Origin of the sequence: Winogradskyella helgolandensis (assembly GCF_013404085.1) — a bacterium.
Classification (GTDB): domain Bacteria; phylum Bacteroidota; class Bacteroidia; order Flavobacteriales; family Flavobacteriaceae; genus Winogradskyella; species Winogradskyella helgolandensis.
Window position 1 is genome coordinate 1,571,146 of the sequence record NZ_JABFHO010000001.1, and the last position, 23,878, is coordinate 1,595,023.

The following is a 23,878-nucleotide window of genomic DNA, read 5'->3' on the forward strand; positions in this document are numbered from 1 at the left end:
TCCAATCTAACAATCAATCTAATTAATCATGAAAAATCTACTGCTTACACTCGCAATAGTCTTAAGTTTTAACTTTTTAAGTGCACAGGATTATGGCTTCGGTAAAATTTCAAAAGCCGAACTTGAAGAAAAGTACCATCCAAAAGATTCCGCATCTTCAGCTGCGATATTATACCGAAATGAAGATATAAGTTTCTTTTTCTCTTCAAATGAAGGTTTTATGCAACAACGAAAAGTGCATGAACGTATAAAAATATACAACAAAGATGGTTTTGATTGGGCAACGAAAAAAATCTATTTATATCAAGGCACTGGACAAAGAGAAACTGTTAATGGTTTAAAAGGGTTTTCATATAACCTCGTAGATGGAAAAATTGAGAAGGACAAGCTAAAAAATGATGGTAAATTTGAAGAGGATTATAGTGAATTCACAAAAATTAATTCGTTTACACTGCCAAACGTTAAAGAAGGTACTGTAATTGAATATCAATACACTGTTGCCTCTCCTCGGATTAGTATAGACGATATCAATTTTCAATTTAGTGTGCCTGTTAATAAATTAGATATTAGCATTGCAACACCTGAGTATTATGTTTATAAAAAGCAGACTAATTTTAGAGCGAAATTTACGCCTAAAATAAATGAAACTTATAAAAATACACGGACTCCGTTTGATTATAAAATTAATATCATTGATATTAACGAAGTAGATATTCCTGCAATACGATCTGAGGCCTATGCTGGTAGTATTAACAACTACAGAAGTAAAATGGCAATGGAGTTGACAGCGACGTTAAATAATATGAAAATTATTAATAATACGTATTCCACAACTTGGGAGGCGGTTTCAAAAACCATTTATGATAGTGAGGATTTTGGTGGGCAACTATCCCGATTCAGCATTTATAAAGACGATTTAGAAGCGGCATTAGTTGGCATTGAAGACGATTTTGAAAAAGCTGCAGCAGTAGAAAAGTTAGTTAAATCTAAAGTCAAATGGAACGGTAGATATGGTAAATATGCTCAAAACGGAATAAGATCGGCATATAAAGATGGTGAAGGTAATGATGCTGATATTAATTTAATGCTTGTTTCAATGTTACGTTCTCAAGGGGTTAATGCAAATCCGGTGTTAATTAGTACAAGAAATAATGGTATTCCACTTTTCCCAACTCGCGAAGGTTTTAACTATGTAATTTGTAGTGTTCAAAAAGGTGATGACTATTTATTAATTGATGCTACTGAAGAATATAGTACGGATAATGTATTGCCACAACGTGTATTAAATTGGCAAGGTAGATTGATTGAAGATAATAAAGTATCGCGATGGATTTCTATTCAACCTAATAAAAAATCATTAGAGTCTTCAATGCTTAATGTTTCGATCAATGACGATTTTTCAGTATCCGGAAAAGTAGCTCAACATCTTACGGATTACGTGGCTTATTTTCATAGAAACAAATATGCGGTCTTAACAACTGAAGATCATATTAAATCTCTAGAAAAAGACAAAGGGGATATTGAAATCAGCGAATTAACAATCGAAAACACAAAAGATATTACGCAACCAATAAAAGTGAGTTATGAATACGAATTAATGGATGGTATTGATGAGGTTGGTGATAAACTTTACTTTTCGCCTCTATTATTTTTAGCGACAAAAGAAAACCCTTTTAAATTGGAAGAACGTGAGTATCCAATTGACTTTATTATTCCGTTTACAGATAAATTTATGGTTAATATTATGATACCAGATGGCTATGATGTAGAGTCATTACCAAAATCTGAAGGATTAGAATTTAAGGATTCTAATGTCGCATTTTCATACCTTATTCAACAAAATGGAAAATATCTGCAGCTAAAAGCACAATTAGATATTCTTAATCCATTAATTTTACCAGAAGATTATAAAGCATTTAAGGCTTTTTACAGTAAAATTGTAGAAAAACAAGCCGAACAAATTGTATTAACTAAAGTTTAAACATGAATATTAAAAACGCACAAAAGGAAGTTGATGATTGGATAAATGAACATGGTGTAAGATACTTTAACGAGCTGACTAACATGGCGCAGCTCACCGAAGAGGTTGGTGAAGTGGCACGTATTATAGCGAGGCGTTATGGAGAACAAAGCGAAAAAGAAAGTGATAAAAATAAAGATTTAGGTGAAGAGTTATCTGATGTTATGTTTGTAGTTCTATGTTTAGCAAACCAAACAGGTATCGACTTACAGGCTGCTTTTGATGAAAAAATGGATAAAAAAGCAAAACGAGATCATAACAGACATCACAATAATGATAAATTAAAGTAGTTTTGTCATTCATTTTATTTTAGAGCTTTCTTATGGACATTAGTATCCAAAAATCAAAACTTGTTAATCACCAAAAGGTTCAAATTACGGGATCAAAAAGTGAATCTAATCGCTTGTTGTTACTTCAGGCCTTGTACCCTCAAATTAGTATTACTAATGTATCTAATTCAGATGATTCTGTGTTGATGCAAAAAGCACTAACTTCGGATGAAAAGCTGATAGATATCCATCATGCTGGCACAGCTATGCGATTTTTAACAGCTTATTTTTCAACTCTAAAGGATAGAGAAACTATAATTACAGGTTCACCTCGTATGAAAGAACGACCAATTAAAATATTGGTTGATGCTTTAAAAATGTTAGGTGCAGAAATCACTTATTTAGAAAATGATGGTTTTCCACCTTTACGAATAATAGGTAAAGAATTAACGGAGCATAAGGTGACTTTAGAAGCCAATGTAAGTAGTCAGTATATTTCGGCATTATTGCTAATTGCGTCTAAATTAGAAAATGGATTAGAACTTACTTTAAAAGGGAAAATCACCTCAGTACCCTATATTAATATGACCTTGAGCTTATTAAATAGTATTGGTATTGAAACTGATTTTGTAGATAATACCATTTCGGTACAGCCTAATACAATGCATCTAAAACCTCAAACACTAACGGTTGAATCTGATTGGTCATCGGCATCGTATTTTTATAGCTTAATAGCGTTAAGTGCTGTGGGTACAGAAATTACGATTGCAGCCTATAAAAATAAAAGCTTACAAGGAGATTCCGTATTAGCAGTTATATATGAGAAATTTGGGGTTACCACTACTTTTGAAAATGAATCCATAACACTTCATAAATCAGCAACTATTGATAACACCTCTAAAATCGAATTAGATTTAAAAAACGCTCCAGATATTGCACAAACCATAGCTGTAACAGCATTTGGTTTAGGACTAGAATGTTATATGGTTGGCTTACATACTTTAAAAATAAAAGAAACAGATCGTTTAGTTGCGCTTAAAACCGAATTAGAAAAGTTAGGAGCCGAAGTACTTATTACAGACCTTTCTTTATACTTAAAATCGTCAAATAAAATTAATAGTGATATCGCAATAGCAACATACAATGATCATAGGATGGCTATGGCTTTTGCTCCTTTAGGATTAAAAGTGCCAATTGTTATTGAAAACGCTGATGTGGTGAGTAAATCATACCCTCAATTTTGGGAAGATTTTACAGCGATTGGGTTCAATTTAAAATAAACCCTCATTTACTTGACAAGGCCTATGTTGAGATTGTATCTTTGCAATTCGAAAAAAATATAATATACATGAAATTATCACATTTCCATTTTGACCTTCCAGACGAATTATTAGCCGAGCATCCTGCAGAACACAGAGATGAATCAAGACTAATGGTTCTAAATAGAGCAGAACAAACTATTGAACACAAACAATTCAAAGATCTTATCGATTATTTTGATGAAGGTGATGTGATGATTATGAATGATACTAAAGTGTTTCCTGCACGTTTATTTGGTAACAAAGAAAAAACAGGAGCACGTATCGAAGTGTTTTTACTTCGTGAGTTAAACCAAGATCAACGTCTTTGGGATGTATTAGTAGATCCAGCTCGCAAAATAAGAATTGGTAATAAATTATATTTTGGTGACGATGAGACTTTAGTTGCTGAGGTTATAGACAATACAACGTCTAGAGGAAGAACGTTACGTTTTTTATATGACGGATCATATTCAGATTTCAGAACAAAATTAACGCAACTTGGAGAAACACCATTGCCTAAATATATTAACAGAGAGGTAGAGCCAGAAGATGAAGAGCGTTACCAAACTATCTATGCAAAAAACGAAGGAGCTGTAGCAGCACCAACAGCAGGTTTGCACTTTTCTAAGCATTTATTAAAACGTTTAGAAATTAAAGGAATTAAGACAGCAGAAGTAACGTTGCATGTTGGTTTAGGTACATTTAACCCAGTTGAGGTTGAAGATTTATCTAAGCACAAAATGGATAGTGAAGAGATTATAATAAAACAAAGTGCAGCTGATATTGTAAACGACGCTATCGAAAAGAAAAAGCGTGTGTGTGCAGTAGGTACTACATCAATGCGTACTATTGAGAGTTCAGTATCATCAAATGGAAGATTAAATGAATTTGAAGGTTGGACCAATAAATTTATATTCCCTCCGTATGATTTTAGTATCGCTAACTGTATGATTACAAATTTTCATACCCCTAAATCGACCTTGTTAATGATGACATCAGCTTTTGCAGGTCATGATTTTATGAAGAAAGCATACGAAGAAGCTGTTAAAGAAAAATATAAATTCTATTCTTATGGTGATGCGATGTTAATCATCTAAGCATACAAATTTTAAAATATTAAAAAAGTCTCTTTATTGAGGCTTTTTTATTTTAAGAGTAATCCAAATTCATTTAAGTACTTTTGCATACGATGGAAGTAAAAAAGAAAGACATAAGAGCCTTAACGAAAGACCAATTAAGAGATTTTTTTGAAAAGCAAGGAGACAAAGCTTTTAGAGGGAATCAGGTTTACGAATGGCTATGGCAAAAGTCAGCCTATAGTTTTGAAGATATGACTAACGTATCCTTAGAAACGCGGCAAATGCTAGAAGATAACTTTGTAATTAACCACATTAAAGTAGATCAGATGCAACGTAGCTCTGATGGTACTATTAAGAACGCTGTGAGACTTCACGATGATTTAATTGTAGAATCTGTACTTATTCCAACAGCGACCAGAACGACAGCTTGTGTGTCGTCTCAAGTAGGTTGTAGTTTAGATTGCAGGTTTTGTGCAACGTCTCGTTTAAAACGTATGCGAAATCTTAATCCAGATGAAATATACGATCAGGTTGTAGCTATCGATAACGAAAGTAGATTATACCACGGTAGACCCTTGAGTAATATTGTGTTCATGGGAATGGGAGAACCTTTAATGAACTATAATAACGTTCTTAAAGCCATCGATAAAATTACATCACCCGAAGGTTTAGGAATGTCGCCAAAACGCATTGTGGTGTCAACGTCTGGAGTGCCAAAAATGATTAAGAAGATGGCAGATGATAATGTAAAATTTAAGTTGGCCGTTTCTCTGCATTCTGCAATAGATGAAATACGTACGTCTATTATGCCATTTAACGCTACATTTCCATTAAGTGACTTAAGAGAGTCTCTTCAATATTGGTATGCAGCCACAAAAAACAGAATTACTTATGAGTATGTGGTTTGGGATGGTATTAATGATAAGCGTAAAGATGCAGAAGCTTTAGTGGATTTTTGCAAATTTGCTCCTAGTAAAGTTAATCTTATAGAGTATAACCCAATTGATGATGGTGAGTTTCAACAAGCCGATTCTAAAGCGATAGACATGTATGTTAGTGTTTTAGAAGCTAATAATATTACGGTAACTGTAAGGAGAAGTAGAGGGAAAGATATTGATGCGGCTTGTGGCCAGTTGGCTAATAAAAGTTAAAGTAAATCAAAAAATATTTAGATTTTAGACATAAAAAAAAGCGGCAATTGCCGCTTTTTTCTGTTTGAATATAATATTATTCTTTAGTAACTCTTATCGTCTGAGTTTTATCTCCAGAAGTAATCTTTACTAAGTAAAGTCCGTTAGATAATTCAGATAAGTTAACTGAAGAATCAATGATAGAACTTTTAGTAAAACTTGCTACATTTTGACCAAGTAAATTAAATACTGCAACAGTATCAATATCTTGATTAGATTTAATATTTAAAATACCAGATGTTGGATTAGGGTATACACTCAATGGTGCTTCTAATTCATTATCTTCAATAGATAATACATCTCCTGTAGTAAAACTCCATACAGTACCTTCAGTTATTCCAAAGCAGTTAACAACATCTACACTCCAATAGTAAGTTGTACTTACTGATAAGCCTGTAAGCATGTCACCATTTTCCCAATCGAAAGATTGTGTTGGTGGATTTGCAGTACCTATATTTAAAGTGTACACATCATCAGGACTACCTTCAGTCCAACTAAAGGATAAACCACCTTCAGGTGTTTCTGATAAATCTACAGAAGGTGCACCATCAGCAGGTACAGGTGTGCTAGCAGCTACAGGAGCTGCTGTTGCAGTACAAGCTGCAGTTGTGAAACTCCAAATAGGGCCAGAAGTACTACCACCACAATTTGAACTTTCGATACTCCAATAATAAGTTGTATTTGGTTCCCAATCATATAATACAGAGTTTCCATTTCCTAATTCAAGAACAGTACCAATATTAGAAGCTGCTGGATCTGTACCAAAGTTCATTGAGTAGCTAGTTGCTACGTCACCCGTTGCAGCTGGTGTCCATTCAAAAGGACCTACTAAATTATCGTCTATTTCATAAATAATTTCAACGTCTGTCGCGGTATCTATAGGAGATATTACTGCTGCTACAGCATCAGGTGCACTAGCTATACATTGAAAAACAGATACGTTATCAAAAGACCATCCCCAAGAATAGTCACCAGTCCATCTAAAACGAACTTGTGCTGTTGTAGAACCAGCAAGCTGTGTTGATACATCGATAGCTTCATATCCAAATGAACTTTCTGATGCGTCAGCTCCAGTGAAAGTGGCTACTTGTGCCCATGCAAATCCATTAGTTGTGACTTCTACATAACCTTGACCTCCATAACCAGCGGTAAAAAAATGATTAAAGCTTAGCGTAATTGTAGTTAAACCAGTAGTGTCAAATATTGGACTAGTAAGTGCTGCATTTTCGGCAATATCTCCACCGTAACCATCACTATCAAATGTAGCAAAGTTGCCAGCCATGCCTGCAATACCATAATTGTATCCGAAATCATTATAACCTATAGCATTTGCACCAGATCCGATAGCCCAAACTTCGCCACCACCTGCAATATCATTATTAGTCCAAGTTGCAGGTATCGTTGTTCCTGCTTCAAAATCTTCTGACAAAACAACTTGTCCAAACATTAGGGACGTTGTTAAGAAAAGAGTAAGTAATAAAGTAATTTTTTTCATGTGTTTTTGATTTTTTAATTAGTAGGGATAAAGTTACAAATTAATCCGAGTAGTAAAAGTTAAAATTCTATAATTCCCATTTTAGGAATAAATACTAATAGAATTTGTAATTTCGCAATGTTTTAAATTAAAAATGAAGATAACCGAACAAATAAAACTACCTATTGCCTACGAGATGGATCTTTTTGAACAAAAGTTTCAACTCTCTATGGCGAGTAAGGTGGCGCTGCTTAATCGGATTACACATTATATCGTAAACCGAAAGGGGAAACAAATGCGACCAATGTTTGTGTTTTTAGTGGCTAAAATGATGAATAATGGTGAAGTTAGCGAACGGACTTATAGAGGTGCTTCGGTAATAGAGCTTATTCATACAGCAACTTTGGTTCACGATGATGTGGTAGATGATAGTAACCGAAGACGTGGTTTCTTTTCTATTAACGCCCTCTGGAAAAATAAAATCGCTGTTCTTATAGGTGACTTTCTACTATCTAAAGGGTTATTACTTTCAATTGATAATAATGATTTCGATTTACTAAAAATTATCTCTGTCGCAGTGCGCGAAATGAGCGAAGGAGAATTACTTCAAATAGAAAAAGCGAGACAACTCGATATCACCGAAGCTATTTATTACGAAATTATCCGACAAAAAACAGCCACCTTAATAGCGGCTTGTTGTAGTTTGGGAGCTGCTTCCGTAAAACCGAATTCTCCAGATGTAGAATCAATGCGAAAGTTTGGTGAGTTAATCGGTATGGCATTTCAGATTAAAGATGATTTGTTCGATTATGGAAAAGAAGCTATCGGCAAACCTACAGGTATAGATATTAAAGAGCAAAAAATGACCTTACCTTTAATATATGTTTTAAATAATTGTACCAAGAAAGAGAAAAAATGGTTAATTAATTCTGTTAAAAATCATAATAAAGATAAGAAACGCGTCAATGCGGTTATTGCTTTTGTAAAAGCTAATGGAGGTTTGGATTATGCTGTAGCTAAGATGAAAGCATTTCAAGAAGAAGCCTTAAATATATTAGCAAATTACCCAGAGTCACCATACAAAGCATCTCTTAAGCTTATGGTAGATTATGTAATTGATCGAAAAAAATAAATACCAAACGTCTTAAAATCAGATAATTAAAAATTATTTTAATTATTTTTCACTTCCCAAGCAACCCTTGGCTACAAAATTGCGTCTTTATAAATAGAAAGGCATCTGAACGTATTCAGAATTTAAACCCAACCATGAAAGTTATACAGCTTCATAAAAACGAAACAAAACTCATAGAACGCGCTGCGAATAAAAATCGCGAAGCACAGCATATAATGTACGAGTTACATGCTCCAAAAATGTTAAGTGTGTGTAGATACTATATTAAGGATGTACACCAAGCTGAAGAGGTAATGTTGAATGGTTTTTTTAAAGTGTTTAAATATTTGAAGACTTATAAACATGAAGGCAGCTTTGAAGGTTGGATAAGGCGAATAATGGTAAGAGAGTCCATATCTTATTTAAGGCAAAAAAAGAAAATTGAATTCGCTGTTGAAGATGATTATTTAGATGAAGGCTCGTCAAATAACATTAACACCAATATCGAAGTTGCAGAAATACAACAGCTTATAGATAGTTTGCCAGAAGGTTACCGAATGGTCTTTGTTATGTATGCGATAGAAGGGTATAAACACAATGAAATTGCAGAATTATTAAAAATTTCTGAAGGAACTTCTAAATCACAACTATTTAAAGCTAGACAGATGCTTCAGAAGAAATTAAAAGAATTAAATAACAGCAGTTATGGCACCAATTAAGTTTGAAGAAAATATAAAAGAGAAGCTAGAACAGCGCACGTTGTCACCATCATCAGAGAGTTGGTCTAAACTATCTGAGCGTCTAGATGCGGAAGAGAATAAATCAAAAAAGCCAATTTTCTGGTGGTTGAGTATAGCCGCAGGATTATTAATTATGATAGCGATATCAACACAGTTTTTTAGTGCTAATGAATCGGAAACCGTGTTGCCTCAAGTCGTTAAAGAGGACGTTATTAATGAGCAGTTAAATAATAAACAACTAGAACCTATTCAAAAAGAAGCGATAGAAATCGTCAATGAAGACGACAGTATTGAAGCGATAATAGAGACATTGCCAACGGTTAAAGATTCAAAAGTTAAAGATCATAAAAAAGTGATTCAGAAAAAGGCAGAGCCAAAAACTCAACTTGCCAATCAAAGTCAACCAGTTGAAGAACCTGTTAATTTAAATCAGCAAGAGCAGTTACATAATGAAGCACACCGTCTTTTAGAAGATGCAAAACTAAAAATAGCGGTTGCAGAAGCTGTGGAGACAATTAATTCTGATGAAATAGCGGTTTCGGATAAAGAAATTGATTCTTTATTAAAACTGGCAAGCAAAGAACTTTTTAAGGACAACTTAAAAAATGAAACTTTAATAGCGGTAGATGCAAATGCTTTATTAATGAGCGTTGAAGACGAAATGGGACAATCTTTTAGAAGCCGAGTTTTTGAAGCTTTAAAAGAGAGTTACAAAACGGTAAAAACAGCAGTTGCAGATCGCAATAACTAAGTCTCCTTAAAAAAGGGGGCTCATTAAGAGGCTTTAGAACAAGAATCAAATTAAACATCAATAATCAATAAATCAAAAAACGAACAATTATGAATACAATTACAAGAGTAGTAGTATGCTTAGTGATAGCACTAGCATTTACAACAGCACAAGCTCAAGACACGAAGATTGATAGCACGCAAACGTCATCAAATCAATTGAAAATTGATACACTTAAACAACTCAAAACAAATATTGAGAATGAAGAACGCGAATTTTTAAAATCTGAAATAGCAGCGATTAATCAACGTATAGATGATGGTAAAATAACAGCGTCTGAAGCAGAAACCCTTAAGAAAGAAGCAGCAAAAAATAGAGCTTTAAATATTGAAAACCGTTTAGCTATCATAGATAATAAAATTGCATTATTAGAGCGTAACGATGATGGTTATAATACTGAGGATGTAGACGGAGACGGATTTGTGCTTAGAATAGGTAGTGGAGAAGAGGATAAAGAAAGCTTTGTCTACTTTGGTGAAAAATCTAATGATAAGCCGAGAAAATACGACAGACGCACTACAACAAATGTAGTTTTCGCATTAGGTTTTAACAATGCTATAATTGAAGGGCAGAGTTTAAACGATTCTCCATACAAAATAGGAAGTTCTGGTTTCTTTGAGTTAGGTTATGCGTGGAAAACAAGACTTTTTGAAAACACTAATTTCTGGAGATTAAAATATGGTTTTTCTTTTCAGTGGAATAAATTTGAAATGGAGGACAATAATTATTTAGTGAATACTGACGGTGAAATTTCACTTCAAGAATTTCCTTCAGATCTAAATAAGGCAAAGTTTAGAACTACAAATTTAGTATTTCCAATGCACATAGAATTTGGGCCTTCTAAGAAGATTGAAAAAGACGATTACTTTAGATATTCAACGTACAAAAAATTAAAAGTTGGGTTAGGTGGTTATGCTGGTCTTAATATTGGTAGCATGCAAAAACTAAAGTACAAGGAAGATGGAGATAGAATAAAAAATAAGCAACGTGGTGGTTTTGAGGTTAGTGAATTTGTATATGGATTAAGTGGATATGTAGCTTTGGGAGATATTGCTCTGTATGTAAAGTATGATCTTAGCCCAGTGTTCAAAGATCAACTAATAGATCAGAATAATATTTCTGTAGGATTACGTTTCGATATGGATTAATTCATCAATCAATCAATCAATCAATCAATCAATCAATTTTTGAGTGTTAAAGGGCCTTAGTCTATTATAGATTAGGGCTTTTTTATTTTAATGAGACACAACTTTCAATCCAACAATCGAAATGATTAATGTCGAAATGAAAAACAAGCGCCAAAACGTGGCAGGTTCTTTAAACACAAAAACACCAACAAGTACCGTTCCTACAGCTCCAATTCCTGTCCAGACAGCATAGGCGGTTCCTATAGGTAATTCTTGCGTGGCTCTAACCAATAAAATCATGCTAATGCTTAAGCAAACTAAGAATCCGATATACCAGTAAGTGGTTTCTATTCCTGTGGATTCTTTGGCTTTTCCAAGGCATGCAGCAAAGGCAACTTCAAACAATCCGGCGATGATTAATAAAATCCAATTCATTTAATTTTGAAATTTCAATGATGATACGAAAACTAGTTTGATATATAAAATCGAAGTTCATTCATTTAAATGAGAAATTCAAATTTTGAATCTGAAAAAGCCTTAATCTATGTTTTAGATTAAGGCTTCTTTTTGTTCTCAATAATAATTAAAACGGTTATGCCGGGACTTTTCTAGTTTGTTTTACTCTAGCATTTGCAGTGTGCGATTCAAACTGGTTAGACGTGTTTTTCTCGCCTCCGGCTTTCAAAGCTTTTTCACCTGCGAAAAATGTTTTATGGTCATCACCAAGATCGGAACCTGCCATTCTTTGATGTTTTACACAAGACACTCCTTTACGGATTTCTTGTCGTTGTACTCCTCTAACATAAGCTAGCATGCCTTCTTCTCCGAAATAACCCTCGGTTAAATCATTCATGTGAAGCGCTGTAGTGTGATACGTTGGTAAGGTAATTAAATGGTGAAAAATACCAGCTTCTCTTGCACTGTCCATTTGAAAGGATTTAATCTTCTGATCAGCACGATGACATAATTCTGAAGCATCATATTCTGCAGCCATTAAATTATTTTGATCATAAGCCGTCATATTTTCACCTTCTAAAAGCATGTCTTCATAGACTTGCTTTCTAAAGCTAAGCGTCCAATTGAAAGATGGTGAGTTGTTATAAACCAATTTAGCATTAGGAACAACAGCTCTAACTCTATTTACCATATGTGCAATTTGCTTCACATTGGGTGTTGGTGTTTCTATCCATAACAAATCGGCTCCGTTTTGAAGACTCGTGATACAGTCTAATACTACACGGTCTATATTAGAACCGTCTTTAAATTTATACAAGCCATTAGCTAGTCTTACAGGACGCACTAATTTCCCATCTCTTTTTAAAAGGACATCGTCTTCCTTGGCATCTGAAATAGCAATCTCCTCAGCTTCAACAAAAGCTAAATATTGAGACGCTAGATCACCTGGTTCTTGACTTACAGGCAGTTTTTGAGTTAATCCGGCTCCTTCGGAATCTGTTCTAGCAACGATAATGCCATCATCTACGCCTAATTCTAGAAATGCATAACGAACCGCGTTTAATTTGGCAATAAAATCTTCATGAGGCACCGTTACTTTTCCATCTTGATGTCCACATTGCTTGGCGTCTGACACCTGATTTTCAATTTGAATTGCACAGGCACCAGCTTCAATCATTTTCTTTGCTAATAAATAAGTGGCTTCTTCATTTCCAAAACCAGCATCAATATCTGCTATAATAGGAACGATGTGTGTCTCAAAATTATCGATGTCATCTTGTACATTTTCACCGTTTTCTTTTCTACGGAATAAATCATTCAAGGCTACTGAATCTGCCTGGCGTAAAAATTCATAAATCTCTTTTATCAATGCAGGTACAACCGTTTTTTCATGCATTGATTGATCTGGTAATGGTCCAAATTCTGAACGCAAAGCAGCAACCATCCAACCAGAGAGATATAAGTACTTTTTATCAGTCGTTTTATGATGTTTTTTAATGGCTATCATTTTTTGTTGCGCAATAAAACCATGCCAGCAACCTAGAGATTGCGTGTAATTAGATGAATCAGCGTCGTAATCTGCCATGTCTTTTCTCATGATGGCTGCCGTGTATTTAGCAATATCTAAACCAGAAGTAAAGCGATTTTGAGCTACCATTCTAGCGGCATTTTCTGAGTTTATAGCATCCCAAGTGGCTCCATATTTAGCTTTAAGGTTTCTAACCGTGTCTAATGCTGAACTGTAATTTGTTTTTGATGAATTTTTCATAATTTTGTAATACGTTATTTATTATTAATAATTAGATCCTGTTGATTGTGTCCGCAATCGCAGGATTGTTTTTTTTAAAGATATTGATATGCAGGAAGGGTTAGAAATTCTTCAAATTCTTCTGATACGACCAATTTGTCAAATAAGTTAATCGCAAGCTCAAATTTGGTGCTATCGATAGTGTCTTCTCCTACTTCTTTTAGAATCTTTTCAATTTCCTCATTAAAGATATCGTTGTACATTTCCATATTAAATTGCCGACCATCTTCTATGATGACTTCATTTTTTAACCATTGCCAAACTTGTGTTCTAGAGATTTCTGCTGTTGCCGCATCTTCCATTAAATTATAAAGGGCGACGGCTCCATAACCTCGTAGCCAAGCTTCGGTATATAAAATTCCAACATTGATGTTTTTTCTAATTCCTGCTTCCGTTACAGTACCTTTTGGTAGTTCTACCAAATCTTGCTCCGTAATATGTACATCGTCTCGAGTGACATGTAATTGGTTTGGAGTGGGCATGTGTTTGTTGAATTCTGCCATTGCCACGTCAACTAACGCAGGATGTGCAACCCAAGTGCCATCGTGTCCGTTCTTCACTTCACGTTCTTTGTCCTTTCTTACTTTCTCTAAAGCTGCGGCATTGGCTTTTTCATCATTTTTAATCGGGATTTGTGCAGCCATACCTCCAATAGCCAAAATGCCTCTTTTGTGACAGCGCTGAATTACGAGTTTAGAATACGCGTCCATAAATGGAGTGGTCATGGTAACCTGATCACGATTGGGAACTACAAAATTCTTGTGATTTCTAAATTTTTTGATATACGAGAAAATATAATCCCAACGTCCACAGTTTAAACCAACAATATGATCTTTCAATTCGTATATAATTTCATCGAGTTGAAAACTAGCTGTAATAGTTTCAACTAAAACCGTTGCTTTGAATGTGCCTTTTGATACTTTAAGATAGTCTTCTGCAAAAGTGAAAACGTCATTCCACCAACGTGCTTCTAAATAATGTTCCAATTTTGGTAGGTAAAAATAAGGTGCAGTATTATGCGCCAATAAGGTTTTCGTATTGTGGAATACATACAAACCAAAATCTACTAAACTACCAGACGCTTCTTCATTATTAATGATAAGGTGTCTTTCGTTTAAGTGCAATCCTCTTGGTCTTACTAATAAAACCGCTGTCTCAGAATTTAAATGATAAGACTTTCCACGTTTTGAGTCTACTAATGAAATGGTTTTTGTATTCGCGTCAATTAAATTTTGCTGTCCTTCTATAGTGTTTTTCCAAGTGGGAGCATTGCTGTCTTCTAAGTCGGCCATAAACGTTTTGGCTCCAGAATTTAAAGCATTAATCACCATTTTTCTATCTACAGGACCTGTGATTTCTACGCGTCTGTCTTGTAGATCGTGTGGAATAGTGCCAGCTGTCCATTCGCTACGTCTAATATTCTCTGTTTCCTTTGGGAATTCAGGAAACTTACCTTCGTCAAATATGGCTTGTTGTTTTAAGCGCCTATTTAATAATTCTAATCGCTCTGAATTAAATTTTTCATGAAGTGCCGATATAAAGTTAAGTGCTTCATCAGTTAAAATTTCTGGGTAGTAATTACTAACATCATTAGCGAAAGTAATGTTCTGTGATTTTAGAAGTGTGTGTGCCATAGTATTTAATTTTATAGGACAATAGTATAACAAAGTTTTATAAAAAACAAGCGAACGTTCGCTAAATGTTATTTTTCGCAGAAAATACAAGTTCGCAAAAATGATTATATTTGCTATTATGGAAGAAGATTATATTAAACTTATTTTTGGGCTAAAGCTAAAGCAGATAAGGACTGATAAGAATTTGTCGTTGTTTGGCTTATCAAAACTCTCCGGATTATCTAAGTCGTATTTAAATGAAATAGAAAACGGAAAAAAATATCCTAAGCCTGATAAGATTGTGGCGCTTTCTGAAAAATTAGATGTGCCTTATGATCAAATGGTGTCTCTTAAATTAGATAAAAACTTGGCTCCAATAGGTGATTTATTGCAGTCCAAAATCTTAAAAGAAATTCCCTTGGAGCTTTTTGGTATTAAGGAAAGTAACCTGATAGATATTGTTGCAAATGCACCAGCAAAAGTCAATGCCTTTATTAGTACAATAATTAAAATTGCACAACATTATAGTTTTAGTAAAGAGAGTTTTTATTTGGCTTCAGTGCGTTCTTATCAAGAAGCTAATAATAATTACTTTGAAGATTTGGAACAAAGTGTTTTGAAATTTGCAAAGGCTTATCATGTGGACTTAAACAATATAATTACATCGAGTGATTTAGCGGAAATATTAGTGGAAGAATACGGTTATAGAATTCAGACTAGTGAATTAAGTAAGTATGAAGCATTAGGTAATTTACGATCTTTATTTGTGCCTAAAACTAAAACGTTGTTGCTTACTAGCGAGATTGATGAGGCGCAGCGCACTTTTATTTTTGCAAAAGAGTTAGCGTATAATTTTTTAGAAATAAAGGAACGATTATATACATTTCCTTGGATTAAATTTGACACGTTCGACCAGGTGTTGAATAATTTTTATGCGTCCTATTTTGCTGGAGCATTGATTATTCCACGAGAAAAAATTAGCAAGCAATTAAATGAAATCTTTGCAAATGACACTTTTGATGAATCATTATTTTTAGAAGCGATTGAAGCCTATAATGCGTCTCCCGAGTCCTTTTATCAGCGTTTAACTAATATTTTGCCTAAGGCATTCAATATTCAGAATTTATTCTTTTTAAGATTTACACATAAGGCTAAAAGTGATACGTTTTATCTTAAAAAGGAATTGCATTTATCGCATCAGCATTCACCACATGGCAATGAAACTGATGAGCATTACTGCAGACGCTGGGTGTCTTTAAAAGTTTTAAAAGATATTAGTAAAAGCAAGAAGAAGCATGAATTTGATTTGCAGATATCCAACTATGAAAATGATGGCATGCAGTATTTGGTCTTGTCTTCTGCAACTAAAGATCCATTTAAAGAAAAGCAGTATCGTAGTATTAGTATAGGCTTATTAATCAATAAGCAGTTACAGCGAAAGCTTAATTTTTTAGATGACCCTAAGATTGATACTCAAAATGTAAGTGTTACCTGCGAACGTTGTGCAATTACTAATTGTAAGCTTAGGAAAGTGCCTCCAATTGTTTTAGAAAAAAATGCTAAGAATAAAAAAATAGAATCTATTGTTGAAGAATTAAATGAGAAGTTTAGTTCATAGATCTCAATCTCATTGTTATAAAACAAATTAGTATTCAGACTGAAATCAATTCAAATTTTAAAGTCAAGTTAATTTGTCGTTTAAATTTTTAAAACAATTTCTTTGTCTTAAATTTACCAACTTGCTAAATTCCAAAAATTGATTTCACAAAATTCCATAGCACAAGTATTTGAAACCGCTCGCGTAGAAGAGGTGATTGGTGATTTTGTACAGTTAAAAAAAGCTGGTACAAATTACAAAGGCTTAAGTCCTTTTAGTGAAGAGCGTTCTCCAAGTTTTGTCGTATCTCCTGTAAAGCAAATTTGGAAAGATTTTTCAAGTGGAAAAGGAGGCAATGCAGTTACCTTTTTAATGGAACACGAGCATTTCACCTATCCTGAAGCTATTAAGTATTTGGCTAAAAAATACAATATTGAAATAGAGGAAACCGAGCGCACAGACGAGGAAAAAGCACAAGCCGATACGAGAGAAAGCTTGTATTTGGTAAGTGAATATGCAAGTAGCTATTTTCAGAATGTGTTGCATAAAACCAATCAAGGAAAAGCCATAGGGTTAAGTTATTTTAAAGAGCGTGGCTTTACAGATGAGACGATTAAGAAATTTGATCTTGGCTATTCGTTAGATGAGTGGCAAGGTTTTACAGATGATGCCTTGGGTAAAGGCTATCAGCTTAATTTTTTAGAACAAACGGGTTTAACCATAGTAAAAGGAGAGAAAAGGTTTGACCGATTTAAAGGCCGAGTAATGTTTCCTATTCATAGTATGAGTGGGCGTGTTCTTGGTTTTGGTGGACGTATTTTAACCAATGATAAAAAAGCAGCTAAATATTTAAACTCACCTGAAAGCGAAATCTATCATAAAAGTAAGATTTTGTACGGTTTATATCATGCCAAACAAAGTATAGCGAAGGAGGATAATTGTTATTTGGTTGAAGGTTATACCGATGTCATTCAATTTCATCAAACAGGAATTACTAATGTGGTATCTTCTTCCGGTACGGCATTGTCTCCTGATCAAATTCGATTAATTAATAGATTAACGAATAATATTACGGTCCTTTTTGATGGTGATGCGGCAGGAATTAGAGCTTCTATTCGTGGTATCGATTTAATATTAGAACAAGGAGTTAATGTTAAAATATGTACGTTTCCAGATGGTGAAGATCCTGATAGTTTTTCAAAATCAAATACACTAGAAGAGCTTACAGAATACCTTAACAATAATGCTAAAGATTTTATTCAATTTAAAGCGTCACTTTTAGTAAAGGAAGCTAACAATGATCCGATTAAAAAGGCAGAAACCATTCGAGAAATCGTAAATAGTATTGCCTTAATTCCAGATCAAATAAAACGTGAAATTTACATTCAAGAATGTGCGCGTATTATGGATATAAGCGAGAATGTTCTATTTACAACTTTAGCACAAATTAATAATAAACAGGCTCAGGATAATAATAAACCCAAGTCTTATATGTCATCTAGTTCTTCTGATCCAAATGAACCTCCATTTGAAGTTTTTAGGAATGAAGAGCCAAGTCGTAAGCCAAAAGTTAATGTTCAATATGAATTAGAAAAGAAAATTATTGAAATCTTAATGCTCTATGGTGATCGAACAGAACAATTTGAAGATTTAATTTTACAAGAAGATGAAAGTTCAGGTGAGTTAGTTTTAGAGCCAACAAAACATGAAACGCGTGTATTTGAAAAAATCTATCTAGATCTTCAGGAAGATGAGATGCAATTCTCAAATCCACAGTTTAAAATACTTTATTATTCAATTATTGATAAATTAAACCAGGAAGAAGGGTTTTCTACCAAAAACTTCATTAACCAATTAGACCAAGATTCGGCAGGTTTAGTAACCAGTATTTTAATGGAGGATGAACGTTATAATCTTCATGATTGGGAACGAAATCTAATTATACCAAAAGAAAAGAAAGATTCAGTTTCGCAATTGGTGAGTCAAACCATTTTAAGCCTACGCTGTCACTTAATCGATCAAAAAGTAGCCGAATATAAGAATGAAACCTTAAACGAAAATGCAGATACACGCTCTATTATTGAGGATGTAAAAGACTACGTTGGTTTAAAAATGTTATTGTCTCGTAAGCTAGGTAAAGTGGTTGGTTAGTTGTTACGTTAAATTGTGATGCTTCGCTTGGTGAATTAAATCTACAATATTTGTGACATTTAATTTCTTAAACAGTCGCGCTTTATACGTACTTACTGTTTTTTCGTTAATATCTAATTCTTGAGCTATTTCTTTATTTTTACGGCCAATAGAAAGTAGTTTTAAAACTTCAATTTCTCTAGTGGAAAGCTTCTTAAACATACGGCTTCTGCTTTTGCGCGTATCTTCATAGCGATAATGTTTATCCATTTTTTCACTAAGTGACGTTTCTCCAGCACTAATTTTTCGTATTGCGGTTTCAATGGCGCCAACACTAGCTCCTTTGTTTAAGTAGCCAGATGCACCTGCTTTAATGGTGCTAATGGCATAAATTTCTTCGGGTTGGTGGCTAAACATTAAAACTTGAACGGATTTGTTCTCTTTTTTTATAGCTCTCAGTGCAGTGATTCCATTAAGTTCTGGTAAATCGATTTCAGATATTATAACGTCAACTTTATGACGTCTTACAAATTCAAATATCTCAATTCCACTTCCTAAACTACCGATGACTTTAAAATCTGCCTTACTGTTTAAGAATAGTTCTAATCCCGTTCTCACAATAGGATGACTATCTACAATCAGAATATGTATCATGATAATATTTTGGTTTTTGGTTAGGGTTAATAATTACGTTAATAAATGCTATTATCAAAAACTATGTGGAGATCTGTTGAGTAAAAATAGTTAAAAATTAAATAAATTAACTATTTAATTTTGTGAAATGTAATATTTATTTAAAAATATTAGGAATTTCGCAAACCGGTATTGGGTTCATTTTGTGTTTGTTGGAAGAATTATAACGAGAATAAATCTCAATTACCTCGCGTTTTCGCCCTTCAAAATCAGTTGCCGTTTTTCCTTCTTCTGTTACCTGCATAGCCCATTCCAATTCTGGATAAGAGGCGCCAATTTGATCTTCATCACTTCGCGCATCTCCAAATAAACCATCACTTGGTGCTGCTTTAATTATGGATTCAGATACTTTTAAATACGTTCCGATAGCGTAGACTTCTGACTTCATTAAATCCGCAATAGGACTTAAATCAACACCTCCATCACCATATTTTGTGTAAAAACCAACGCCAAAATCTTCAACCTTATTACCCGTTCCTGCGACTAAAAGCCCTAATAGACCAGCATGATAATACAAGGTTGTCATTCGCAAACGTGCTCTTGTATTGGCTAAAGCCATATCTACGGTAGTTTGTTGGCCTTCTAGGCTGACTTCGGTTTTAAACTCTTCAAACACTGGAGTTAAATCTATAACCGTGTCTTTCACATTTGGAAACTGACGTTTTAAAAATGAAATATGTTCTTGTGCTCTTGTCACATGACTTGGCGCTTGGTGAATTGGCATTTCTATGCATAAAACGTCTAAACCTGTTTTGGCGCAAAGCGTTGAGGTGACTGCAGAATCAATTCCGCCAGAAATTCCCACAACAAAACCGTTAACTTTCGCTTTTGTGGCATAGTCTTTTAGCCAATTTACAATGTGATTTACTACGTTTTCGGTTTGCATAATATTTCTAATTTTAAATTAAATTCGTTTATACTTTTTCAATTGAACGATATGCATCTAATTTTTGCTAAAACCTAAAAAATAGAAACGAGTTCATAAAGAAGTGTACCTTTGCACAACAAAAATAACGCAATCGAGTTAGGATTAAAAATATTTTACCAAATGCAGATAAGAATTTACTTTATTTTATTATTAGGGTTTGCAATACTGTCTTGTGATGAAGATTCTAAAGTTGAAAAAGAAATCGCTAAAGTTGAAGTAGATTTTACAATAGAACGTTTTGATAAAGCATTTTATGAAGCGACACCAAAAGATCTTCCAAACTTAAAAAGTGCTTATCCTTTTTTCTTTTCTAAGCATGAACCAGATTCTATTGTGATCCATAGAATGAATGACAGCTTACAGCACGAGATTTTACAAGAGGTTAATGCGGCTTTCAAGGATTTTGACAATACTAGAGAAGATTTGGTGTCAATGTTTCAGCATCTAAAATATTATGATAAAGTATTCTCTACGCCAAGAATTATTACCTTAACTAATAATGTTCAGTATAGAGATAAAGTTATTATAACAGATAGTATTGTGCTAGTAGCATTGGATAATTATTTAGGTGAAGATCATCGGTTCTATGTCGATGGTAATATTCCAGCGTATCTCGCTAAAAACTTTAAAAAAGAACAAATCGTAGTAGATTTGGCTGATGGTTATGCAAAGAAATACGCTTTTCAATCAACCAGAAAAGCATTGTTAGAAGAGATGATTTATTTTGGGAAGTTACTCTATTTTAAAGATGTAATGATTCCGTTTAAAACAGATGCTGAAAAAATTGGCTATACTGAAAATCAAATACAATGGGCTGAAGCCAATGAGAGTCAGATTTGGAGTTATTTTATTGAAAAAGAATTATTATACAGTACAGATCCTAGGTTACCCAACCGATTTATTGCGGATGCTCCGTTTACCAAGTTTTATTTGGAGTTAGATAATGAGTCTCCAGGACGTTTAGGTCAGTATATTGGCTGGCAAATAGTAAAAGCTTATGCAGAAAATTCGGGTGATGGTATAATGAAAATTATGCAAACTGAACCTGAAGAAATATTTAGAAAATCAAAATTTAAACCAAAAAAGTAATGTCTAAAGTTATAAAATCTAAAATAGTACTAAACGTTGAACTCGATGAAAACAGAGTGCCAGAAAAACTAAATTGGTCAGCACAAGATGGTGGTGTTAATAACGAAGAGGCTAAGGCAATTATGTTATCTGTTTGGGATAGTAATGCACAAGAAACTTTAAAAATAGACTTGTGGACTAAAGATATGCCTGTAGATGAAATGAAGCTTTTCTTTCATCAAACTTTAGTAACCATGAGCGATTCTTTTCTAAGAGCAACTCAAGACGAGAAAATGACAGCAACCATGAAAGATTTTTGTGATTATTTCGCAGAAAAACTAGAGCTTAAAAAGTAAGGTCGTTTTATAATTTGTCAGAATCCTGAGTTACTTTAAAATAAGGAACGAGATTAAAACTATCTGAATCAATGTTCATGTAGTTTTTCTTGTTTCTTCTTTTATGCTGTACAAAGTTTGTTGTATTATAGATTTGCCAAACGGTAAGTTCATTTAATCGACCAGATGAGGTTTTCATGTCAATTTCAATCTTACGAATCATACGATCAACAGTTTCTTGGTCTGCTATTTTTAGTACCTTTTCAGAAGTAGAGCCATTGTCCATTTTGTAAATAACCCAATATCTTGCAAGAGCATTATATGTTTTTGCACGTGCTATTCTACCTCTTGGCTGTTCGGGTTTGGCGGATTTTACGTCTTCCCTGGTATACAACGCAAGTCTATTGTTAATGCGTGTCCTTGTTGGAGCATTGATTTCTTCTTTGACCGTTTTAGGACTAGGTGTGGTTGTTTTACCAGATAATCTCAATTCGGTTTTACCTTTATTATTTTCAGACCCAAAAGGTGTGTTTTTCGCTAAAGAATCAAGTTTTTCTAGTGGTTTCACATATTTTATTAACTTTTTAGGTGCATTCTCAATAATAGCAACGCTTGTATTTAAGTCTACTATTGTTTCGTCATTAAGATCTGTCCTTTTATGTGCTATAGGTGTAAGTTCTTCTAAACCAAAAGATTCGTTTCTTAATAATGTAATTATAATTAACTTATCTCGTAGTACGGCTTCAACAGCATAGCGCCCAACTGGGATATCGGAAATTTGAATTTTTGCTACAGTATCCTTAACTTTTATGACGCGTTCAAAATCATCATTAAAAATCATGAGTTCGTATATAGTACGGTCGCATTTAAAGATTATACTGTCTTCAGTTTTATTAAGTTGGTGCTTAAGCTCTTTGGCTCTTGTATTTGTGTTTTGAAGTAAAACGGATTTTTGGCCATACACTAAGGTTGACAAAAATAATAATACAATAAAGTATAGTAGTTTCATAATAAGTAGGTTTTTTTGTTTTGGGGAAACAATTTTTATACCAATCAATTCAATTAGAACGTCTTAATGATAGGAGCAAAGTTATTGGCTTTTTTATGTGCCACCTTAATTAATAGGTGCGTGGTAAGTTTTTTAGTTAATGTGCTATAACTCTCGATATAACACAAATAATATCGAGTAAGGTGTTACGTTAATATTCTAATATGATTTGATTTCGTTGATAATGATGAGAAAATCCATACTAAACATTGAATTTCTAGCTATTAGAAAAAGATAAATCAAACAAGATTACTATTATAGACTTTGTATATTATTAGAAGTAGAATAATAAGGATTGGGATTAAATAAATCCGTTGCTAATGTATTTACAAATTCAGGGTTTGAAACTTGGTTCTCCATAAATTCACTCTTGTTATAAACCTCCCAAACAGTCAGTTTATTTAATTTTCCAGAATCGCTGTTGATCTCCAATTTATGTCTAAGAATCATAGTTTCTGCAGACTTCTGATCTACTAATCTCATTGTTTTACTAGAGCCACTGTCATTATTAATCTGTGCTACAGTCCAAAAGTATTTTTCATTCTTATTATCATGATTTTTGGTGCTTCCACGAGTCAGTAGAAAGGCTACACTTTTATTTGGAGAACTCTTAATAACGTTCAACTCTTCATCTAACATCATCCCTTTTCCTTCTATTGTTTGCTCCATATTCGAATCAAAGGTGTTATAAGGATCGTTATGTTTTGTTAAATCCATAACTATAATCTTTTCGGCTAATTTAGTCTCTACAACGAAATTACCTACCGGTATATTAAGTAACGAAATTTGTGTTTTGTTAGCTTCGACTATAACTGTTTGTTCATAATCTCTATTGAAAATTTCAACTTTTTGAATTTTAGAGTCACATTCCAATACTAAGCTATCCGTAGTGATGTTTAAACGATGTCTTAGCTCTTTAGCTTTTGGGTTGGTGTTTTGCAATAATGTAATATTTTGACCGTAGCTAATTGTAGTCAAAAGTAGGACGAGTAATGTGCTTATGTTTTTAATCATAATAATCACTGTTTTTAGGTTAATGGGCTTACAATTAGTCTGTTTTTGGGTAACAGTACTTATTGTGTTTAGGGTCTAATTTACAGCC

At 33.6% G+C, this 23,878-nt stretch carries 21 protein-coding genes; 13 read left to right on the top strand and 8 right to left on the bottom strand.

Annotated features, from left to right (window positions below):
• Nucleotides 1-28: 28 nt before the first annotated feature.
• From HM992_RS06410 to rlmN, 5 genes are all read left to right on the top strand, one after another.
• Nucleotides 29-1,981, top strand: coding sequence for a transglutaminase domain-containing protein (locus HM992_RS06410; protein ID WP_179319107.1), 1,953 nt, complete (start codon nucleotides 29-31; stop codon nucleotides 1,979-1,981).
• A 2-nt stretch (nucleotides 1,982-1,983) separates the two neighbouring features.
• Nucleotides 1,984-2,310 carry a nucleotide pyrophosphohydrolase gene (locus HM992_RS06415; protein ID WP_179319108.1) on the top strand — a complete coding sequence of 109 codons (327 nt, stop codon included), beginning with the start codon at nucleotides 1,984-1,986 and terminating at the stop codon, nucleotides 2,308-2,310.
• A gap of 32 nt (nucleotides 2,311-2,342) precedes the next feature.
• Entirely contained in the window at nucleotides 2,343-3,569 is a 1,227-nt protein-coding gene (locus tag HM992_RS06420; RefSeq protein WP_179319109.1) for a 3-phosphoshikimate 1-carboxyvinyltransferase, read from the top strand.
• A gap of 68 nt (nucleotides 3,570-3,637) precedes the next feature.
• Complete coding sequence (gene queA / locus HM992_RS06425) at nucleotides 3,638-4,687, top strand: tRNA preQ1(34) S-adenosylmethionine ribosyltransferase-isomerase QueA (RefSeq protein ID WP_178985839.1); 1,050 nt, start codon at nucleotides 3,638-3,640, stop codon at nucleotides 4,685-4,687.
• 92 nt (nucleotides 4,688-4,779) lie between these two features.
• Complete coding sequence (rlmN, locus tag HM992_RS06430) at nucleotides 4,780-5,820, top strand: 23S rRNA (adenine(2503)-C(2))-methyltransferase RlmN (RefSeq protein ID WP_178985838.1); 1,041 nt, start codon at nucleotides 4,780-4,782, stop codon at nucleotides 5,818-5,820.
• Nucleotides 5,821-5,896: 76 nt separating this feature from the next.
• Here rlmN and HM992_RS06435 read toward each other — a convergent pair whose 3' ends face one another.
• Nucleotides 5,897-7,354: a T9SS type A sorting domain-containing protein gene (locus HM992_RS06435; RefSeq protein WP_179319110.1), complete on the bottom strand. Its 1,458-nt coding sequence runs from the start codon at nucleotides 7,352-7,354 to the stop codon at nucleotides 5,897-5,899.
• A gap of 133 nt (nucleotides 7,355-7,487) precedes the next feature.
• Between HM992_RS06435 and HM992_RS06440 the strand changes: the two genes are divergently transcribed.
• The 4 genes from HM992_RS06440 (at nucleotide 7,488) to HM992_RS06455 (ending at nucleotide 11,122) form a co-directional block, all read left to right on the top strand.
• Nucleotides 7,488-8,465, top strand: coding sequence for a polyprenyl synthetase family protein (locus HM992_RS06440; RefSeq protein WP_178985836.1), 978 nt, complete (start codon nucleotides 7,488-7,490; stop codon nucleotides 8,463-8,465).
• 134 nt (nucleotides 8,466-8,599) lie between these two features.
• The gene (locus HM992_RS06445; RefSeq protein WP_178985835.1) at nucleotides 8,600-9,163 is read left to right on the top strand and encodes an RNA polymerase sigma factor; all 564 of its coding nucleotides are present in this window, start codon (nucleotides 8,600-8,602) and stop codon (nucleotides 9,161-9,163) included.
• Nucleotides 9,150-9,935 carry a hypothetical protein gene (locus tag HM992_RS06450; RefSeq protein WP_179319111.1) on the top strand — a complete coding sequence of 262 codons (786 nt, stop codon included), beginning with the start codon at nucleotides 9,150-9,152 and terminating at the stop codon, nucleotides 9,933-9,935. The genes HM992_RS06445 and HM992_RS06450 overlap by 14 nt, the downstream gene beginning before the upstream one ends.
• A gap of 89 nt (nucleotides 9,936-10,024) precedes the next feature.
• Nucleotides 10,025-11,122: a hypothetical protein gene (locus tag HM992_RS06455; RefSeq protein ID WP_179319112.1), complete on the top strand. Its 1,098-nt coding sequence runs from the start codon at nucleotides 10,025-10,027 to the stop codon at nucleotides 11,120-11,122.
• A gap of 87 nt (nucleotides 11,123-11,209) precedes the next feature.
• Here the strand turns inward: HM992_RS06455 and HM992_RS06460 are convergent, their stop codons facing one another.
• From HM992_RS06460 to aceB, 3 genes are all read right to left on the bottom strand, one after another.
• Nucleotides 11,210-11,536: a DMT family transporter gene (locus HM992_RS06460; RefSeq protein WP_179319113.1), complete on the bottom strand. Its 327-nt coding sequence runs from the start codon at nucleotides 11,534-11,536 to the stop codon at nucleotides 11,210-11,212.
• Between the two features lie 157 nt (nucleotides 11,537-11,693).
• Nucleotides 11,694-13,325 carry an isocitrate lyase gene (locus HM992_RS06465; RefSeq protein WP_179319114.1) on the bottom strand — a complete coding sequence of 544 codons (1,632 nt, stop codon included), beginning with the start codon at nucleotides 13,323-13,325 and terminating at the stop codon, nucleotides 11,694-11,696.
• A 74-nt stretch (nucleotides 13,326-13,399) separates the two neighbouring features.
• A complete protein-coding gene (gene aceB, locus HM992_RS06470; protein WP_179319115.1) occupies nucleotides 13,400-14,998 on the bottom strand; it encodes a malate synthase A in 1,599 nt (532 codons plus the stop codon).
• A gap of 118 nt (nucleotides 14,999-15,116) precedes the next feature.
• Here aceB and HM992_RS06475 point away from each other — a divergent pair, with 118 nt between their 5' ends.
• Both HM992_RS06475 and dnaG read left to right on the top strand, forming a co-directional pair.
• Complete coding sequence (locus HM992_RS06475) at nucleotides 15,117-16,595, top strand: helix-turn-helix domain-containing protein (protein ID WP_179321044.1); 1,479 nt, start codon at nucleotides 15,117-15,119, stop codon at nucleotides 16,593-16,595.
• Between the two features lie 138 nt (nucleotides 16,596-16,733).
• Complete coding sequence (gene dnaG / locus HM992_RS06480) at nucleotides 16,734-18,725, top strand: DNA primase (protein WP_178985829.1); 1,992 nt, start codon at nucleotides 16,734-16,736, stop codon at nucleotides 18,723-18,725.
• Nucleotides 18,726-18,728: 3 nt separating this feature from the next.
• Here the strand turns inward: dnaG and HM992_RS06485 are convergent, their stop codons facing one another.
• A complete protein-coding gene (locus HM992_RS06485) occupies nucleotides 18,729-19,358 on the bottom strand; it encodes a response regulator (RefSeq protein ID WP_178985828.1) in 630 nt (209 codons plus the stop codon).
• Nucleotides 19,359-19,494: 136 nt separating this feature from the next.
• The gene (gene nadE / locus HM992_RS06490; protein WP_178985827.1) at nucleotides 19,495-20,283 is read right to left on the bottom strand and encodes an NAD(+) synthase; all 789 of its coding nucleotides are present in this window, start codon (nucleotides 20,281-20,283) and stop codon (nucleotides 19,495-19,497) included.
• 162 nt (nucleotides 20,284-20,445) lie between these two features.
• Between nadE and gldB the strand changes: the two genes are divergently transcribed.
• Both gldB and gldC read left to right on the top strand, forming a co-directional pair.
• Nucleotides 20,446-21,414: a gliding motility lipoprotein GldB gene (gldB, locus tag HM992_RS06495; RefSeq protein ID WP_179319116.1), complete on the top strand. Its 969-nt coding sequence runs from the start codon at nucleotides 20,446-20,448 to the stop codon at nucleotides 21,412-21,414.
• Nucleotides 21,414-21,749, top strand: coding sequence for a gliding motility protein GldC (gene gldC / locus HM992_RS06500; protein WP_178985825.1), 336 nt, complete (start codon nucleotides 21,414-21,416; stop codon nucleotides 21,747-21,749). Before gldB ends, gldC begins: the two co-directional genes overlap by 1 nt.
• Before the next feature lie 7 nt (nucleotides 21,750-21,756).
• Here gldC and HM992_RS06505 read toward each other — a convergent pair whose 3' ends face one another.
• Nucleotides 21,757-22,737 (bottom strand): hypothetical protein, encoded by a 981-nt coding sequence (locus HM992_RS06505; RefSeq protein ID WP_179319117.1) that lies wholly within the window; start codon nucleotides 22,735-22,737, stop codon nucleotides 21,757-21,759.
• A 294-nt stretch (nucleotides 22,738-23,031) separates the two neighbouring features.
• The gene (locus HM992_RS06510) at nucleotides 23,032-23,790 is read right to left on the bottom strand and encodes a hypothetical protein (protein WP_179319118.1); all 759 of its coding nucleotides are present in this window, start codon (nucleotides 23,788-23,790) and stop codon (nucleotides 23,032-23,034) included.
• Between the last annotated feature and the right edge of the window lie 88 nt (nucleotides 23,791-23,878).